17 protein-coding genes are annotated in these 15517 nt (G+C 62.7%); 6 read left to right on the forward strand and 11 right to left on the reverse strand.

The features are described 5' to 3' along the window. Positions 1 to 182 precede the first annotated feature (182 nt). The gene (locus tag AAFX91_RS07270) at positions 183 to 3305 is read left to right on the forward strand and encodes a PAS domain S-box protein (RefSeq protein ID WP_394565994.1); all 3123 of its coding nucleotides are present in this window, start codon (positions 183 to 185) and stop codon (positions 3303 to 3305) included. 179 nt (positions 3306 to 3484) lie between these two features. On the opposite strand, the gene AAFX91_RS07275 is transcribed toward AAFX91_RS07270, so the two are convergent. After that, a complete protein-coding gene (locus AAFX91_RS07275) occupies positions 3485 to 4132 on the reverse strand; it encodes a response regulator transcription factor (protein ID WP_394565995.1) in 648 nt (215 codons plus the stop codon). Between the two features lie 150 nt (positions 4133 to 4282). On the opposite strand from AAFX91_RS07275, the gene AAFX91_RS07280 reads away from it, so the two are divergent. Continuing rightward, positions 4283 to 4594, forward strand: coding sequence for a hypothetical protein (locus AAFX91_RS07280; RefSeq protein WP_394565996.1), 312 nt, complete (start codon positions 4283 to 4285; stop codon positions 4592 to 4594). Positions 4595 to 4655: 61 nt separating this feature from the next. On the opposite strand, the gene AAFX91_RS07285 is transcribed toward AAFX91_RS07280, so the two are convergent. The 5 genes from AAFX91_RS07285 to AAFX91_RS07305 form a co-directional block, all read right to left on the reverse strand. Next, a complete protein-coding gene (locus tag AAFX91_RS07285; RefSeq protein ID WP_394565997.1) occupies positions 4656 to 4985 on the reverse strand; it encodes a PilZ domain-containing protein in 330 nt (109 codons plus the stop codon). A gap of 3 nt (positions 4986 to 4988) precedes the next feature. Then, positions 4989 to 5864, reverse strand: coding sequence for a CheR family methyltransferase (locus AAFX91_RS07290; protein ID WP_394565998.1), 876 nt, complete (start codon positions 5862 to 5864; stop codon positions 4989 to 4991). Positions 5865 to 5897: 33 nt separating this feature from the next. Next, complete coding sequence (locus tag AAFX91_RS07295; RefSeq protein ID WP_394565999.1) at positions 5898 to 6308, reverse strand: PleD family two-component system response regulator; 411 nt, start codon at positions 6306 to 6308, stop codon at positions 5898 to 5900. Between the two features lie 218 nt (positions 6309 to 6526). Beyond that, positions 6527 to 6907, reverse strand: a complete 381-nt coding sequence (flbT, locus tag AAFX91_RS07300) for a flagellar biosynthesis repressor FlbT (RefSeq protein ID WP_394566000.1) — start codon at positions 6905 to 6907, stop codon at positions 6527 to 6529. A 217-nt stretch (positions 6908 to 7124) separates the two neighbouring features. After that, complete coding sequence (locus tag AAFX91_RS07305; RefSeq protein ID WP_130578763.1) at positions 7125 to 8696, reverse strand: flagellin; 1572 nt, start codon at positions 8694 to 8696, stop codon at positions 7125 to 7127. A gap of 714 nt (positions 8697 to 9410) precedes the next feature. Between AAFX91_RS07305 and AAFX91_RS07310 the strand changes: the two genes are divergently transcribed. After that, complete coding sequence (locus AAFX91_RS07310) at positions 9411 to 10151, forward strand: Crp/Fnr family transcriptional regulator (RefSeq protein WP_394566001.1); 741 nt, start codon at positions 9411 to 9413, stop codon at positions 10149 to 10151. Positions 10152 to 10267: 116 nt separating this feature from the next. Further along, entirely contained in the window at positions 10268 to 10516 is a 249-nt protein-coding gene (locus tag AAFX91_RS07315) for a hypothetical protein (protein ID WP_394566002.1), read from the forward strand. Between the two features lie 237 nt (positions 10517 to 10753). On the opposite strand, the gene AAFX91_RS07320 is transcribed toward AAFX91_RS07315, so the two are convergent. Then, complete coding sequence (locus tag AAFX91_RS07320) at positions 10754 to 11374, reverse strand: LuxR C-terminal-related transcriptional regulator (protein WP_394566003.1); 621 nt, start codon at positions 11372 to 11374, stop codon at positions 10754 to 10756. Between the two features lie 539 nt (positions 11375 to 11913). Here AAFX91_RS07320 and AAFX91_RS07325 point away from each other — a divergent pair. Continuing rightward, on the forward strand, positions 11914 to 12333 hold the full coding sequence (locus AAFX91_RS07325) for a hypothetical protein (protein ID WP_130578759.1): 420 nt from the start codon (positions 11914 to 11916) through the stop codon (positions 12331 to 12333). A 47-nt stretch (positions 12334 to 12380) separates the two neighbouring features. Here AAFX91_RS07325 and AAFX91_RS07330 read toward each other — a convergent pair whose 3' ends face one another. The 4 genes from AAFX91_RS07330 to AAFX91_RS07345 all read right to left on the reverse strand — a co-directional run bounded on the left by AAFX91_RS07330 (position 12381) and on the right by AAFX91_RS07345 (position 13947). Beyond that, on the reverse strand, positions 12381 to 12581 hold the full coding sequence (locus AAFX91_RS07330) for a hypothetical protein (RefSeq protein WP_282531342.1): 201 nt from the start codon (positions 12579 to 12581) through the stop codon (positions 12381 to 12383). A gap of 24 nt (positions 12582 to 12605) precedes the next feature. Further along, complete coding sequence (locus AAFX91_RS07335; protein ID WP_282531343.1) at positions 12606 to 12923, reverse strand: hypothetical protein; 318 nt, start codon at positions 12921 to 12923, stop codon at positions 12606 to 12608. 89 nt (positions 12924 to 13012) lie between these two features. After that, entirely contained in the window at positions 13013 to 13468 is a 456-nt protein-coding gene (hspD, locus tag AAFX91_RS07340; protein WP_282531344.1) for a small heat shock protein HspD, read from the reverse strand. Between the two features lie 296 nt (positions 13469 to 13764). Beyond that, a complete protein-coding gene (locus tag AAFX91_RS07345; protein ID WP_130578755.1) occupies positions 13765 to 13947 on the reverse strand; it encodes a hypothetical protein in 183 nt (60 codons plus the stop codon). A gap of 218 nt (positions 13948 to 14165) precedes the next feature. Here AAFX91_RS07345 and AAFX91_RS07350 point away from each other — a divergent pair, with 218 nt between their 5' ends. Continuing rightward, a complete protein-coding gene (locus AAFX91_RS07350) occupies positions 14166 to 15257 on the forward strand; it encodes a hypothetical protein (protein WP_394566004.1) in 1092 nt (363 codons plus the stop codon). Positions 15258 to 15517: the final 260 nt, after the last annotated feature.

Below are 15517 nucleotides of genomic sequence, written 5' to 3' on the forward strand. Positions count from 1 at the left end.
GGCGCGTAGGCGTCGAACTGATTTTTCTTCGAATTGTCATCCCGCTTTGGCTCTTTGTATGAGCATGATCTTTTTCGGGAAACCGATTTCCACTTTTCCGGATCATGCTCTAGCATCAGTCGCCCGAGCCGGGATGACACCCCGTCGCTTGGTCCGGACAGAGGAAGGCCGCGACCGCACAGATGACGCTCACAACCAGACTCGCCGTCGCCATGATTGCGCTGGTTGCGATCGCAGTGGGCGCGGTCGCATGGCTGAGCTATCGCAACCTGGAACAGGCATTCGTGCCGCGCGTGCTCGACCGGATCGAGACCCATTCGCGCTTTGTGGCGGGCGACCTGACTTCCTATGCCGACAGCGCGCGCGCCGACATCGTGATCTTTCGCGATTTTGCCGCGGTGATCGGCATGATGCGAGCCCGTCTCAACGACGGGACGGATCCGGTCGATCATGTCAGCGAGGCGCTGTGGCGGGAGCGGCTGGAAAACCGCCTGGCCGCGCAGCTCGCGATCAAGCCGGCTTACGCGCGGCTGCGTTATATCGGCGTTGCCGATGGCGGGCACGAGATCGTCCGCGCCGACCGTTCAGGGCCGGACGGCGCCGTTCGCGCCGTGCCGGAGGCAGAGCTGCCGCGCGCCGGTGACGCGTCCTATTTCCGCGACACGCTCGCACTTGGTGTCGGCGGAATCTATGTCTCGCCGGTCGACTTGGACAAGGATGCCGGCGCGGCGCAGCCGGCGCCGATCCTGCGGGTGGCGACGACGGTGCCGGCGACCGACGGCAAGCCGTTCGGGATCATCCTGATCGAGATCGACATGCGGGGCGAGCTGGACCGCGTGCGGAGTTCGGTACGGCCCGGCGAAGCGGCCTATGTGGTCGACGGCCGGGGCAACTACCTCGTCCATCCCGACCGCACCCGTGAATTCGGCGCGCAGACAGGAGCCGATTGGCGGCGCGACTTTCCCTATCTGGCGTCGGCGCCGGGCACCACGCAGGCCTTCTCGCGCATGGTCGAAGGTGCGGGGGGACGGCCCAACGGCGTGGCGCTGGCGCCCGCGCTGCTCGTCGACAATCAATGGATCGCGGTGATCGAGACGGTTCCGAACGCCGTGTTCATGGCGCCGGCGGCGACGATCCGCAACAGCTCGATCGTCGTCGGCCTGCTCGCCGTGCTGGCCGCGGCGGGACTGGCGATCCTGATCGCGAGGTCGCTGATGCGGCCGATCCGGCAATTGACGGCGGCGATCGAGAGCGTCGCACAGAAGGGCACGGACGCAATTCCGGTCGACGCGCCGGGCGAGACCGGCGTGCTGGCGCGCGCCTTCGTGCGCGTGATCAATGAGGTGAACGCCAAGACGGTTGCGCTCGAGCGCGAGGTGGTCGAACATTTGCGGACCGAAGCCGCGCGGGACCGCCTGGCCGGGCGCGAGCGCCTGTTCAGCGCCGCGGTCGAATCCGCCAACGACGCCGTCATCACGCATTCGCTGGATGGCATCGTCACCGGCTGGAACCCGGCCGCGGAGCGGCTGTTCGGCTATACCGCGACTGAGGCGGTGGGCCGGCACATCTCGCTGATCGTGCCGCCCGACCGCGCCGCGGAGACAGACGACGTGGTGCGCCGGATCGGCTGGGGCGAAACGATCGCAAACAACGAGACCGTGCGGCTGCGCAAGGACGGCACACCGGTCGAGGTCTCGCTCTCGATCTCGCCGATCAAGTCGGCATCCGGCGCCATCATCGGCATCTGCAAGACCGCGCGCGACATGACCGAAAGCCGCAAGACGCAGGAGAATTTGCGCGAGAGCGAACAACTGGCGCGCGGCATCATCAACAGCGCGCTCGACGCCTTCGTGCAGATCGATCAGAAGGGCGTCATCCGCTACTGGAATCCGCAAGCCGCAAGCCTGTTCGGATGGCCTCACGAGGAGGCGCTCGGGAAGAACGTATTCGAGCTGCTCGGGCGGCCGGACGGCCCGCTCAGGGCGGCGCTGGGGGCCTTCCTGCAATCAGGCGGCGTACAGTTGCAACAGCCGCGCCGCGAGGTGCTGGCACGGCGGCGCGACGGCACGGAGTTCACCGCGGAACTGAGCATCGCCGCGCTGAAGACCCGCGACGGTTTCGTGTTCAACGGCTTCGTCCGCGACCTCACCGACAAGATCGCCGCCGAGGAGCGCATGAGGCAGGCGGAGAAGATGGAGGCCGTCGGCCAGCTCACCGGCGGCATCGCGCATGACTTCAACAACATCCTCACCGTCATCACCGGCACGATCGAGATCCTGGCCGACGCGGTGAAGAACGAGCCGCAGCTTGCCGCGATCACCAAGATGATCGACGAGGCGGCCGGGCGCGGCGCCGAGCTCACCCAGCATCTGCTGGCGTTCGCCCGCAAGCAGCCGCTCGACCCGCGCGAAATCGACGTCAACCTCCTGATCGTCGAGACCACCAAGCTGTTGCAGCGAACGCTCGGCGAGCACGTCGAGATTGAATCGATCTTCGAGGACGAGACCTGCCTTGCGGTCGTCGACCCCAACCAGCTCGTCACCGCAATCCTCAACCTCGCGCTCAACGCCCGCGATGCGATGTCCAATGGCGGCAAGCTCGTGCTCGAGACCGGCACCGTCTTCCTCGACGAAACCTACGCGAAACTGCAGGGCGACGTCCGGCCGGGGCGCTATGCTATGATCGCGGTGAGCGACACCGGCACCGGAATCCCCTCCGACATCATCGACAAGGTGTTCAATCCGTTCTTCACCTCGAAGGGTCCCGGCAAGGGCACCGGGCTCGGCCTGAGCATGGTCTACGGCTTCATCAAGCAGTCAGCGGGGCACATCAAGATCTACAGCGAGGAAGGCCACGGCACCACGGTCAAGATGTACCTGCCGCCAGCGGCCCGCGCGACGGCTACGATCGAGTCGACGGTCGCGGCGAAACTGGAAGGCGGGAACGAGACCATCCTCGTCGTCGAGGACGACAAGCTGGTGCGCGACTATGTGCTGACGCAATTGCACTCGCTCGGCTATGTCACGCTGGCTGCCGCAAACGCCGCGGACGCGCTCGCCATCACCCGCGCCGACCGGCCGTTCGACCTCTTGTTCACCGACGTGATCATGCCCGGCATGAACGGCCGCCAGCTCGCGGAAGAGATCCACAAGCTGAAGCCCGACGTGAAGGTGCTGTTCACCTCGGGCTACACCGAGAATGCCATCATCCATCACGGCCGGCTGGACGAAGGCGTGCTCTTGCTGGCGAAGCCCTATCGCAAGTCGGACATGGCGATCATGATCCGCAAGGCGCTCAGCGCATAGGGCTGCCAGCTCAAATGCGAAAGATGTTGCAATATCTCACAGCAAATAACGCTGTCGTCCCGGGCTTGACCCGGGACGCATAACCACAGGCATATGTGATGTAAAACGCTGTGGCCGCCCGTTCGCGCCGCAACCAACATTTGTGGTTATGGGTCCCGGCTCAAGGCCGGGACGGCGAATTAGGCCGAGCGCTGCTGTTGCTGCTGCGCGGTCATCACGATGCGGACGAGGTCGGCGGCATTCCTGGCGCCGAGCTTCTTCATGATGTTGGCGCGATGGTCTTCGATCGTGCGCGGGCTGATGCCGAGGTGACGTCCCGCTTCCTTGTTGGAAGCGCCCGCGGTGAATTGTTCCAGCACCTCGCGCTCACGCCGCGTCAATGGCTCGCGTCCCGGAAAATGCAGCGTTGATATCCGCGATGCGGAACTGTCGGCCTGGCGCCGCGTATAGGCGCCGATCGCCTCATCGAGGCGGGCGACGATCTCGCTGCCGCGGAACGGCTTCTCGATGAAGTCGAGGGCGCCGTTCTTGATGGCGCTGACGGCCATCGCGATGTCGCCCTGTCCCGAGATCATGAAGATCGGCGCCGGATAATCCTCGCCGTGCAGTTCCCTTAGAATATCGAGGCCGGATTTGCCGGGGATGTGCACGTCGAGCAGGATGCAGGCCGGCGTCCTGGTTCGCGCGACCGACAACAGCGCGGCGCCGTCGGCAAAACAGATCACCTGATAGCCGGCTGCGGACAGGACCATCGAAAGCGTGTCGCGGACGGCGGGATCGTCGTCGACTACGAAAATCTCCCCGCGGGAGGGGGCACTCTCAGCCATAGGTCATTCGTCCCTGAGTGGTGAAACCTGCAAACCGAACAATGGCTCCAATCGACATCGCACCGAACTGGCCCGTATTTGTACGGGACGACGGCTTAACGCACAAGTAGCACCGGGGTCCCTAAAGATAGGCCACCGTGGAGAACGCGCATGCAGAAAGCTGCAAAAAGCGATATCGTCATTGAGGCCGTCGACGGAAACGACGCCTATCAATCAATCGTCTCGGACCTGATGTGTCTGATCGGGCAGGTGCAGGCGAGCCTGTTGCGGATTGAGAGCGCGATCGCCTGCGAAACCTCGCCTGCTTCCACTGACGCCGCCGACACCGGCATTATCGTGCTTGATGACGTCACGCCCCGCTACGCCAAAGCGGGGGCGGTGCTGAAGGCATGGGACGCCGGCCTTGGCGCGGCCCTCGAGTTCCTGCTCGAGGCCAAGGCGATGGAGCACCGCCCGAACTAGAGATTCTCGTTTTGACGCGTTTTCTTCAGGCGAACCGGTGTCCACTTCGCTCGAAAACGCTCTAGCTCGAGGTCTTGCGGCTTTCAGTTCCCTCCGCCGCGGCGACGCGCTTCTTCACAGGCTTGCCCCGGATGAACTGGATGTCCATCTCGGTGCCGTTGACGCGGACCAGTTCGCAGCGGCGGTAGGCAAGCCCGGTCGAGGACAGCAGCAGGAAGAATTCCTTAAGATTAAGGCCCTGGATGGAGCCTTCGACGTTCAGCGCCGCGTTATTTTCGGAGATGGCGTTGAGCACGCAATTGCGCCGCCAGGTTCCATCGATGGCCATGATGCACACCTCATAGCCGCGACTGAATGTCACCCGCTCCGCTGCCCTGCTGGTCTCCTTCATCTGTCAGCGTCCTCCGATCGCGGCCATCCTGGGCATCGCGGCAGCCGCCATCGGGGCGGCCGCCGGACGCGTGCCGGTCGGCCGATAGAGGCCGCGCTTTTCAGGACAGGGTTTGAAGACGTCGGTCAGGCCGACGACGGTTTCGGCCGCGCCGAGCACCAGGAAGCCGTCTGTCTCGAGCGACCTGGCGAGGCGGTTGAAGACATTGATCTTGGTGTCCTGGTCGAAATAGATCAGGACGTTGCGGCAGAAGATGACGTCGAAAGTGCCGAGCTGCGAGAAGTCGTGCAGCAGGTTGAGCTGCCGGTGCTGCACCATCGCGCGGATGTCGGCATTGACCTGCCAGATCTCGCCGTTCTGCTTGAAATACTTGACCAGCAATTGGATCGGCAGGCCGCGCTGCACCTCGAACTGGCTGTAGATTCCGGCCTTGGATTTCTCCAGCACGTCCTGCGACAGATCGGTCGCGAGGATCTCGGTGCGCCAGCCCGCAAGCTGCGCGCTCATCTCCTTCAGGCACATCGCCAGCGAATAGGGCTCCTGCCCGGTCGAGCCGGCGGCGCACCATATCCGGATCGTCCTGCGGCCCGCCCGCGCCTTCAACAGCTCCGGGATGATCGTATCGCGGAAATGATCGAACGGCGCCTTGTCGCGGAAGAAGAAGGTCTCGTTGGTGGTCATGGCCTCGACCGCCTGCGCGATATGGCGGGCCGATCCGCCCCTCATCTTCTGCACGAGATCGTCGATGCCGGAGAGGCCGCATTTGCGCGACAGCGGCAGCAGGCGGCTTTCGATCAGATATTGCTTGTCCGCGGACAGGTCGAGACCGGAATGGTCCTTGAGCAATTTACGCAGATACTCGTAGTCGGAAGCGTTCACGGCGGCCTCTCAGCGCAAGGGATTTTCGAACGATCAGGCGGGCATCGAGGCTGCGATCAGGCCGACTGCGTGGAACTTGGCGGCGATGATGTCCTTGTCGAACGGCTTCATGATGTATTCGTCGGCGCCCGCGTCGAGCGCGCGCGAGATGTGATCGATATTGTTCTCGGTCGTGCAGAACACGACCCTGGGCAGGTCACCGCCGGGCAGCCGGCGCAGATGGAGCAGGAATTCATGGCCGTCCATCACCGGCATGTTCCAGTCGAGCAGCACCGCTGCGGGCATGGCGCGCCGGCAGGCGTCCAGTGCCCGCTCGCCGTTCTCGGCCTCGATGATCTGGAAATTGAGTTCTTCCAGGAAGCGGCGCGCGATTTTCCGCACCACGCTGGAATCATCGACGACAAGGCAGGTCCGCGCCTGCTCGCCGACACGGGGATCGTCCATCTGAATTCGCCTCTCGATTGTTCTTGTAGATGCTGGTCAATCGATAGGCCTTGGCGGCTCACAACCACTTAATTTTACCGTCCGTGTGAATACGGATGGCATGTTGATACCGTGCGGCGCGGCCGATGCCGGACACGTCGGAATCGATCGCTGCCGCGTACCGGCACGAAGGCAATGAATTCGTTGGAGTTTTCGCGTGCGAGGGCGGGCCGGCAGGCTCAGGCCGCGGCGCGCTGCTGCTCGCGCTGCATCAGCTTGCGGATTTCCTTGAGCGCCTTGTAAAGCGCGCCATCCGCCACATGACGGTTAACCAGATCGAGCGCCTCGCCCGTGCTGGCGTCGGCCTCCCGCAGCTCCTTGGCGAAACCGAGATAGGCGGCCCGATAACGCTGGACCTCGTTCTTCAGATACATGGTCTGGACGCAATGATAGAGCCGCCTCGCCGGGGTGTTGGCGGTCTCCGCGGTCACGGTGTCCCGTTCGCGCAGGATAGGCGCTTCGCCGTCGATCAGGAAGGAAGTGCGGGTGCCGGAGTTGATCAGCACGGTCTCGCCGATGACGATCCGTTCAAACGGCTTCAGCTCGACGCGTAACGGCATGATCGTCTCCTTTTCTAGGCAACGGCTTTTCTAGGCAACGGCTTTTCTAGGCAACGGCTTTTCTAGATAAAGACCTGGGCGTTTGCTCGCCCTCGATCTTCGAAATCTTCGTCGCGCAAACCGGCGTTGGGCACGCCGCCATCCGGTCTCGCAATTCGTCAGTCCGAAAGCGGCGGAGTTGCCTCCGCCGCTTCCGTGTTCGGTTTCGTCGCAGCGCTCAGCGGAGGAGCTGGAGCACGCTCTGCTGGCTCTGGTTGGCGAGCGCCAGCGCGGACACCGCGATCGACTGGCGGGTCGACAGCGCCTGGCTGTTGGCCGCTTCCTCGTTGGTGTCGGCCAGCGTCAGGTTGGACGAGCCGGTCTGCAGCACGTTGATCAGGTTCTTGGAGAAGTCCTGACGGATCTGCACGACCGACAGGTTCGAGCCGAAGGCCGACGCCTGCGAACGCAGCGTGCTCGACGCGTTGTTCAGCGAAGTGAGAACCTTTTGGGTGCTGTCGTTGTCGATGAAGTCGGTCCCGGAAGTCAGCGCCGCCAAGCCGAGGCCGCCCGGATCGTCGGTCACGCCGTTGATCGTCAGCGACGACTTGCCGGTTTCGTTGAACACCAGCTTGAGCTGGTCGCCGTTCAGCAGGTTGATGCCGTTGAAGGAGGCATCCTGCGCCGTCGTCTTGATCTGGTCGATCACAATATTGTACTGGCGCACCAGATCCGCGCGGGTGTTCTGCGCGTTGATGTCCTTGACAGGTGCGGTCGTGGTGAGGGTCCCGAGCAGGCCGCTGGCACCCGTGGCGCTGCCGGTGATCTTGCCAGTCAGATCAACCGACGCATCGTCGTTCGCAGTCGTGATGCTCAGCTTGCCATCGCTGGAGATCGAAGCCGTCAGGTTGCTGTCTGCGAGCTTCTTGTTCAGGTCGTCCAGGGTATTCACCGCACCGGCGCCGGTTCCGATGGTGATGGTCTGAGCCGCCTTGCTGCCGATCGCATCGATGCTGAGGACCTGATTATTCTTGGTATTGGTCGGCTTGGTCTCACCTGTCGTCAGGCCGAGCTTGGCGAGGACGGTGCCGGTTCCACCGAGGGTGATGCTGTTGGTCTTGTCGGTGGCGGCGTTGCTGATGGTCAGAACGTTGCCCGCGCTGATCGACGATGTGCCTCCAGTGATGCCGTCGATCGCCGCAAGGACGTCGCTGACCTTGCCGCCGGTGGTCGACGACAGGCTGATCGTCACGTTGCCGGTGGTGGCATCGGTTGTGGATGCAGCATCGGCCGCGGCGCCCGTCACGAAACTGATCGTCTTGCCATTGACGGTAAAGGAGTCGTTATTCGCGAAACCGGCAGCCGCCAGCGTTTCCGTACCAGCCAGGTTGGCCACCGCAGTGCCCGATACGGTCGCAGCCGTGTCTGCATCGCCGAGCAGGTTCGTGGCAGTCGCGCCGGTTACGGCCGCCGACGTGGCGGTCGACTTGGAGGAATAGCCCGAGGTCGCCTGCAGCGCCTGGTTGGCGATCGACTTGGCGCTGTCGACCAGCTTCTGCAGCGAGGTGATGCCGGTGTTGGCGGCCTGCAGCACCTGCACGCCATTGCCGATGCCATCGAGCAGGTTGTTGATGTCGCTGGCGCGGTTGTCGAGCGAGGCGGCGGTGAAATAGTTGGTGGGATTGTCGAGGGCCGAGTTGACCTTCTTGCCAGTCGAAAGGTGGCTCTGCGTGGTGGCGAGTAGATCAGCGGTCGACTGCAGCGAGAGCAGGTTCTGGCGAACCGAAGACGAAAGAATAATGCCGGACATAGTTTGATACCCTTCTGGATGAACACACGATTGACGCAGCCGCCGGAAATTTCACTCCCGCGACCGTGCCACACTGTTCCGGCGGCGCTACCCGTTCGTTAAATCGCTCCTCAGTACAAATACCCAGAAACTCCACGCGCAGACGCATTTCTCAGTAGTTCTACTGAGATAATCGCAAGTGTGAATGCGCAGATCGAAACAGCAGCACGCACGATGGATTGCGATTGCGGATCGCACGCGGCAGGCAAATCTCGTCGTCGACAGACAAAGCGAGTGTGATGGATTTGTGCTCTTCACCGCGATCGAGAGAGCGTCGCGCCAAGACTTTGATTCAAATCGTCGTCGCGCGGCTTTCTTTTCGAATTCTGTAGGAATGTTTCGTGCTTGTCTCGTCGGAGAAGACAGCCACGTTGCGCTAAAGCATTTTCGGTTCTGATGGAATCAGAACCGAAGCTCTAGATTCTTGTTTTGACGCGTTTTCTGCGCAGATAGGTCTACGCAGTCTGCGTAAACATGATTGCTATGCGAACCGGTGTCCACTGAGCTCGAAAACGCTCTGAGCAGCGGAACCTGCGTCGCTGAGGCCACAGTCGCCGGCGAGTATCAAACGACATCCGTCAAATGGACAGGTTTTCCTTGCCCGCGATGCGCGGCAAGGCCATCTTGCAACTCGGGCAGCGTGTGTCGGCTGCCAGGCCGAGATACACGCTAGCAATGAGGCAGGAGACTGCTTTGGATTCGGTTCCTCGTCCGCTAAACGGATTCTTGTCCGCACTATCGGCATCCGATTTCGAACTGATCCGCCCGCATCTGCGCACAGTCGATCTCATCCAGGACATGGTCCTCGTCGAGGCCGGCGAAATAGTCAAGCGTGCCTACCTGCCGCACAAGGGTGCGATTTCCCTGGTCGTGAAGGTCGGGCGCGGCGAGCACGTGCAGATCGCCTTGGTCGGGCGCGACAGCATCTTCGGCGCGTTCGCCGCGCTGGGGGACGCGACCGCACTGAACAGCGCGGTGGTGGTGGTGCCCGGCATCGCTTCGACCATCGACCTCGAGCAGCTTCGCTTCGCCGCCGACCAGAGCGCGACGCTGCGCTACGCGCTGGCGCGGCACGGACTTGCGGTCGATGCGAAGGTCCAGCAGACCGCCGGCTGCAACGCTTCGCACACCGTGGAATCGCGGCTCGCACGATGCCTCCTGCACACTCGCGACCTGTCCGGAAGCGACAAGATCGTGCTGACGCAGGAAGCAATAGCGCAGATGATCGGCGCGCGCCGCAACAGCGTCTCGCTGGTCGCGCACACGCTTCAGCAGGCGGATTTCATCCACTACAGCCGAGGCCATATCGAGATCACCAATCTCGACGGCCTGATGAAGACCTCTTGCGAATGCTACGCGACGGTGAAAGCCCAATACACCCGCCTGATTCAGGGGTGTGAATCGGTTACGCCATAAGCGCAACCGCGCGCTTGCTTCCCGGGTGGAAACCCGGCCGTACTTCTACGGCTCTCAATTTTCACGGACGGCTAAGCTTAACCGGCGATAATCGACGTGAACACGGGAGAGGTGACATGTTCACGTTCGAAACGACGGACCAGAAGGAAGCCAGGCGTTTTCGTATCGCACAGTTCAACGGCAGGACCGTGACCGCACGTTCGGCCGGCGCGACGGTCACAGGTCACGTTCGATCCATCGTGGAAAACAAGTCGAGCGTTCCGGCGGCCTGGACCATCACGATCATCCCGGAGACGCCGAAGCCCGCCACTGCGAACCTGCGGTCAGCCCCGCGCATCCACACCTTCGCGGAAGATTACCTCTGAACGACGTAGCCCGGGTGGAGCGAACGCGTAACCCGGGAGATTCACGCAGGTGTCGACCGCGGCCCCGGGTTACGCTGGCGCTTCACCCGGGCTACGATGCTATCAATTTGAATCGAATCGTTATTTGCTTAAGCGCAAGCTCCGCGCAAGTGCGTCGTGCTTTATGACGCTTCACTGCCCCGCCTGCGGCGTGCGTTGCCGCCTCTGGCTGCCATCCAATCCATCGCGCTCGACAGATCAGGACGACTGCATCAGCGCCTTGCGGACGAGCTCGGCGGTGTTGCGCGCGCCGAGCTTGCGCATCGCTTCGGCGCGATGGCTTTCGAATGTCCGCGGGCTGATCTTCATGTGCAGCGCGCCCTGCTTGTTCGAATAGCCCTCGCTGATGAGACGGAGCACCTCGCGCTCGCGCCTGGTGAGCGGCTTCTGGCCGGCCTTGGATGTAACCGTCACCTTTGGCGGCCGGCTTTCGTCCTTGATGTGCGCGGGCGGATTGTCCCATCCGGCCTTCTGATCGATGACGGTAGCGGCTCCCGGATGAATCTCCGAAATCTGCTTCAGCATCGCGCAGACGCGCTCGGTCTGCTGCAGGGCGTTCTCGACCACCTGCTGCAGGTAGATTCGGGCTGCCGGCGAATGCGCGAACTGATGACTGTGCTGCTTGATCTCGTTCATGTAGAGCAGGAGCGCCGTCATCGGACCGTTGAACTGACGCGCGATCGCAGCGCCCGCCTCTTCCGTCGCGCGCGCACGCTGTGCAGCGAGTTCCACAATCTCACGATTGCTCTCGAATGGGGCGCGGTCTTCCATCCACTTCGACAGATGTGACCCGTCGGCTCGATGCTCGTGCTGTGTCATGCGACCGATCTAGCGACCCTAAGGCTGTTTCCGCGTTAACTCGGCACTCAGTAGGAATACTGAGAACGCGACCATGTGTTGCCAGCTCACAAGGAAATAGAGGCAGACGCGCCTAGAGTTTGCAACAATTCTCGCAGGAATGTGGCAAATCTCAGTATTTCTACTCATCGGGAAAATACTGGAATTGTGGCGAAATGGCGTAATTTCACAAGCATATTTGTGAGTTCCATGAGGCGGTTCCCGAACGCGCAGCGAATCACCGATGACGCGAATGGAAACCGCATCATCGATGCGCGAGTTCGAGAGTTTTCCAGAGAACGCTTATGCGGGCCTGACGACGATCACGCGGCGCTTGCGCTGACATGACACGAACATGGGGCCGGAGTGATGTGTGCGCGAGAAGTCAACCCGTTGCAGGGCATTGCTGCATGATTTGTGATCGATGCGCGGCGCCACGCACCGGGGTTTGCGATTTACAGCCTTCACCGGCACCGCAATGATCGTGATCTCAATCTTCACAACGATGAAGGGAGACCGCGATGGCGCGAGTAACCGGATCATGGCTTGCGATGGCGACACTTGCTTGCGCCTTGGCGTTCGCATCGGCCGCGACTGCGCAGACCGCGCCCGCGGAGGGCACGGCGCCGCCGACGGCCGACAATGCGGTGATGATCACGGTGTTCCTGAAGCACGATCAGTCGCGCCCGCTCAGCGAACTCAACGCACAGCTCGAGAAGCAGGGCTACTACAAGGCCTTTCCGCCCGCGGGCGTCGAGGTCGTGAGCTGGTACGTGATGATGGGCATCGGCCAGGTGGTGACGCTGCGGCTGCCGGCATCGCGGCTCCGCGAGGTCAATCGCGTGCTCGAGGACAAGGCCTGGGGCGCCTATCGCACCGAATTCTATCCGACCTACGATTACAAGGCGGTCGGCATGGCCGCACACGAGAAAGCGCAGTAGGGCATCGATCGGCCGTTTTGGCATGGCGCGGCTGAAGGCGCCATGCCTCATGGCAAGGCGCCCTTGCCCTCGGCTTGCGCCATGGCAGTCAGCTCGGCTTCGCTGATCGTCGCTCCGGATGCATCGAGCACCGAGACCATGCGAAATCCGTCGTCGCGAAACTCCTCCACCTTTCCCAGCGCCGATGCCGCCGTTGCGAGGATGACGGAGACGCCGCCTGCACCATTCCTCGCAAATACCCGGAACATGATCTCCCCGGCTCCTGATGTGCTCTACGCCGCCAGCGCGACGCGCGAGGTCGATTTCCGCCGGTACGGCTTGCCGCCCGGCGATCCCGAGGGATCGGGATCGAGCGCCGACAGCGCTTCAAGCACCTCATCGACGCTGACGGCACACTTGGCGCCGGGAAGTTCACGCAATGCCGGACTGGACGAAACTGCGGCCGCGTCCGACGCCCATGAGGCCAGCACGGCGCGCTTTTCCGCCGTCGACAGCCGCGCATCCGCCAACACGTCGCGCGGATGGTCGTAAGCCGAGGCGGGGTGCAGGATGACATTCAAATCGACGACATTGTCAGTGTGATCGATCATTTGGTTGCTCCCAATGCTTGTCAGACAAGTTTCAACCGTCCCGCCCGGCACTTGGACCGGGCGGGGTGTGCATCGCCGTGCCGACGACGTTACGCCGCTTTTGCTTCGAGTTGCTGCACGCTGCTCGCGGGAGCGCCATCAATGGCGATCCGCCGCGGCTTCATGGCCTCGGGCACCTCGCGGACCAGCTCGATTTTCAGTAGTCCGTTGTCGAACGCGGCGCTCTTCACCTGCACGTAGTCGGCGAGATTGAAATGCCGCTTGAACGGCCGCGCCGAGATACCGCGATAGAGGTATTCGCGTTCGGCCTTGTCGGACTTGCAGCCTTCAATCGTGACCACGTTGCTCTCGGCCGTCACCGAGATCTCGTCGGGCGAGAAGCCCGCGAGCGCAAGCGATATTTGGTAGCGATCTTCGCCGAGCCGTTCGATGTTGTAGGGCGGGTAGTTGTCCTCGCCGGCGCGGGCCGCGGCATCGACGAGGTCGAACAGGCGGTCGAACCCGATGGTCGAACGCCACAGGGGAGCAAAGTCGTAGCTGCGCATAACCAAGTCCTCCAATGAGCAAGTTGGATACGAGCGGCACCGGACACGACCGGTGCCCGTCCTAGTCCGGGCCCATCAGGCGCCCGGACGCCATCCACCGGATGGCGAAAAAAAATCTTGGAAAAGGCCGATCCAGTTTCAAGGGGAGGTCGCGAAAAAATTTTGGTATCCTCGACGCGAGGGGATCAGGCCGAAATAGTGGCACTCACCGCGATATCGTAGTGACGACAAACAACGGGCCCGCTGCGCCCCCGTTAGCGGGAAGCGCAGCCAGGGAGAGGCGACGGACCAAGGCCTCAGGCGTGGGCCCTCGGCTGCTGGCTCAGCTTCTTCGCCAGCGTTTTCAAATCTTCGACCCGCCGGCTGCATAAGAGCCGGGTGAATTCGTCGGCATCGATGGTGGGTTGCGGAAAGACGGGCGGTTGGCGCAACTCCCGGCGCCGCCAGAACAGCCGGGAGAGACGCTGCAGCAGCTTCATTTTCTTGAGCCTCGATGAGAGCCTGCGCGGATAAGTCACTGGGCCGGTCCTTGGTTCCGCGCGTTAGCATTCTCCCCACTTTTTTCCGTCACTGGCAAGCCCTTCCGCACATCCACGCCGTTCCGATTCGCACCCGCGTAATGATGCTGGGCGACAATCTTGCCGGCCGCAGCCGCCGGGCTCATTCTTCCGGCGCCACGCCTTCAGGGGGAAGACAGATGCCTGCGCCGGACCTCAACCGCGCTCCGATGGGCGGCACGCTCGTGCCAGGCGGAGCGACATTCCGGGTCTGGGCGCCGCGGGCCAGCGCGGTCCATGTCTCCGGCGACTTCAACGATTGGAGACAGGATGCCGGTTCGCTGATGTCGGAGATCGGCGGCGGGCACTGGGCGAGCTTCGTGCCTGGCCTGAAGGACGGCGACGCTTACCTGTTCTATGTCGAGGGCGTCGGCTCGTTCGGCTTCAAGCGCGATCCGCGGGCGCGGCTGTTGAGCGTCCAGCCGTCCTTCCCTGCCTGCCATTCCGTGCTGCGCGATGCCGGGCGATTTCCCTGGCACCTCGAGCGCTTCGTGCCGCCGGCATTCAACGACCTCGTCGTCTACCAGCTTCACGTCGGGACGTTCGCGCCGCATCCGGAAAACACGGATGGCAAGTTCTTCGACGTGATCGAGCGCGTGCCGCACCTGGCCGCGCTCGGCGTCAATGCCATCGAGCTGCTACCGATCCAGGAATTCCCGACCACGTTCAGCATGGGCTATAACGGCGTCGATCTCTATAGCCCGGAGAACCAATATGCCGAGGCCAACGAGGCAAAGCTCAGCCGCTACGTGGATCGCACCAACGCGATCCTCCAGGCGGCCGGCCACGCGCCCTATGCCGGCGTCGACACTCTCAGGCACAGCGACGACCAGCTCCGCGCGCTGATCGACGTCTGCCATGTCCATGGCATCGCTGTGATCTTCGACGTCGTCTACAACCACGCCGGCGGCGGGTTCGATGACAAGAGCTTGTGGTTCCTCGACCGCGAGGTGCCCGGCGACAACAACAACAGCCTCTATTTCACCGACCAGGGCTGGGCGGGCGGCTTGGTGTTCGCGTTCTGGAACGATGGCGTCAAACAGTTCCTGATCGACAACGCCACGTTCCTCTATGAGGAGTATCGGATCGACGGCTTCCGTTTCGACGAAGTCAGCGTGATCGACCGCTTTGGCGGCTGGACCACCTGCCAGGACCTCACCTCGACCTTGCGCGCGCAAAAACCCGAGGCGATCCAGATCGCCGAATATTGGCCGGCGTATTGCCTCACCTGAGGATGTTACTTTCGCTTGACGGATGTAGCTCCGACTGTCGGCCGGTCCGAGGTTGCGTCATTGCTCGCAGGATCGGAGGGACTGGGGACGTCGCGGAGTGCCCATCACACGCAGCGGCGGCCCCAGTCCCGGCATCACCGGCCAGTGCCGCACCCTCAGCCGTGCGCGTGATAATCGTCTCGGCTGCTTTGCGTCTGAGCGATCGCAACAAGCGCTGCACGATGGTGTGCTGCGGCGGACCGAACTGTTCGGGGCGTTGT

Origin of the sequence: Bradyrhizobium sp. 31Argb, assembly GCF_043638955.1 — a bacterium.
In the GTDB taxonomy this organism is placed as follows: Bacteria; Pseudomonadota; Alphaproteobacteria; order Rhizobiales; family Xanthobacteraceae; genus Bradyrhizobium.

Excerpts from the sequence above, each read along its gene's own strand:
- flbT (WP_394566000.1), bottom strand. The coding sequence starts at position 6,907 with ATGCCGTTACGCGTCGAGCTGAAGCCGTTTGAACGGATCGTCATCGGC.
- hspD (WP_282531344.1), bottom strand. The coding sequence starts at position 13,468 with ATGCGCAGCTACGACTTTGCTCCCCTGTGGCGTTCGACCATCGGGTTC.
- AAFX91_RS07335 (WP_282531343.1), bottom strand. The coding sequence starts at position 12,923 with ATGATCGATCACACTGACAATGTCGTCGATTTGAATGTCATCCTGCAC.
- AAFX91_RS07280 (WP_394565996.1), top strand. The coding sequence starts at position 4,283 with ATGCAGAAAGCTGCAAAAAGCGATATCGTCATTGAGGCCGTCGACGGA.
- AAFX91_RS07315 (WP_394566002.1), top strand. The coding sequence starts at position 10,268 with ATGTTCACGTTCGAAACGACGGACCAGAAGGAAGCCAGGCGTTTTCGT.
- AAFX91_RS07310 (WP_394566001.1), top strand. The coding sequence starts at position 9,411 with ATGAGGCAGGAGACTGCTTTGGATTCGGTTCCTCGTCCGCTAAACGGA.
- AAFX91_RS07295 (WP_394565999.1), bottom strand. The coding sequence starts at position 6,308 with ATGGACGATCCCCGTGTCGGCGAGCAGGCGCGGACCTGCCTTGTCGTC.
- AAFX91_RS07325 (WP_130578759.1), top strand. The coding sequence starts at position 11,914 with ATGGCGCGAGTAACCGGATCATGGCTTGCGATGGCGACACTTGCTTGC.
- AAFX91_RS07350 (WP_394566004.1), top strand. The coding sequence starts at position 14,166 with ATGCCTGCGCCGGACCTCAACCGCGCTCCGATGGGCGGCACGCTCGTG.
- AAFX91_RS07330 (WP_282531342.1), bottom strand. The coding sequence starts at position 12,581 with ATGTTCCGGGTATTTGCGAGGAATGGTGCAGGCGGCGTCTCCGTCATC.
- AAFX91_RS07275 (WP_394565995.1), bottom strand. The coding sequence starts at position 4,132 with ATGGCTGAGAGTGCCCCCTCCCGCGGGGAGATTTTCGTAGTCGACGAC.
- AAFX91_RS07270 (WP_394565994.1), top strand. The coding sequence starts at position 183 with ATGACGCTCACAACCAGACTCGCCGTCGCCATGATTGCGCTGGTTGCG.
- AAFX91_RS07285 (WP_394565997.1), bottom strand. The coding sequence starts at position 4,985 with ATGAAGGAGACCAGCAGGGCAGCGGAGCGGGTGACATTCAGTCGCGGC.
- AAFX91_RS07345 (WP_130578755.1), bottom strand. The coding sequence starts at position 13,947 with ATGAAGCTGCTGCAGCGTCTCTCCCGGCTGTTCTGGCGGCGCCGGGAG.
- AAFX91_RS07305 (WP_130578763.1), bottom strand. The coding sequence starts at position 8,696 with ATGTCCGGCATTATTCTTTCGTCTTCGGTTCGCCAGAACCTGCTCTCG.
- AAFX91_RS07320 (WP_394566003.1), bottom strand. The coding sequence starts at position 11,374 with ATGACACAGCACGAGCATCGAGCCGACGGGTCACATCTGTCGAAGTGG.